The organism is Mycobacterium pinniadriaticum (assembly GCF_026242045.1).
Taxonomy (GTDB): domain Bacteria; phylum Actinomycetota; class Actinomycetes; order Mycobacteriales; family Mycobacteriaceae; genus Mycobacterium; species Mycobacterium pinniadriaticum.
This window is the reverse complement of the sequence record NZ_JAPJDO010000115.1, coordinates 1-679: the sequence shown is the minus strand read 5'-3', so window position 1 is coordinate 679 and position 679 is coordinate 1. Positions and strand designations below refer to the sequence as shown.

General features: G+C 65.2%; 1 protein-coding gene. It reads right to left on the bottom strand.

Annotated elements, in window-relative coordinates:
- On the bottom strand, positions 1–679 hold a 679-nt coding region (locus tag ORI27_RS32895; protein ID WP_266001434.1), incomplete at both ends, for an alpha/beta hydrolase-fold protein.

Sequence of the window (679 nt, the reverse complement as noted above, 5' to 3'; positions counted from 1 at the left end):
GCCTGATCGCAGTAGCCGATCATCGCCGGCGGATCGGCACACGTCAGGGTTTGCGGACTGAACACCCACAGCCGGGTGTTGTTGTCCACCAGCAACTGGGCGTGCACATTCGGGTCATGCCACTTCCACCGGCCCAACTGCGCCGCACCCCACATCGCCTGCGTGTTCACCCCACCGAACTCGTTCATCCCGGCGGTGATCGCCCCGTTCATGAACGTGTTGGACGGAGTCAAAAACCCCGACATCGACCCCGCATAACGGTAACGGTCGGGATGAAACGTCGCCTCCATCAAGGCGCCGGTACCACCCTGAGCCGCCCCCACGATCGCATGCCCGCCAGGAGCCAGGCCCTTGTTGGCCGCCAGCCAGTTGGGCAGCTCATCGGACAGAAACGTCTCCCACTGCCGGGTGCCGTCAGCCTCCCAGTTCGTGTAGAGGGTGAACGCCCCACTGGCCGGCGCCACCACCGACACCCCCTTACCAGCCAGGGTGTTCATCGCATTACCCGCGCTCACCCAGTTACTGACATCGGGAGCGGCGTTGAACGCATCCAACAGCACCACGGCGTGCGGACCACCACCCTGAAACGCCACCGGAATGTCGCGACCCATCGCCGCAGACGGCACCATCAGGTACTCGACGTCGGCGGCATGGCCGGCCGGCGCTGTGGCACCCCACA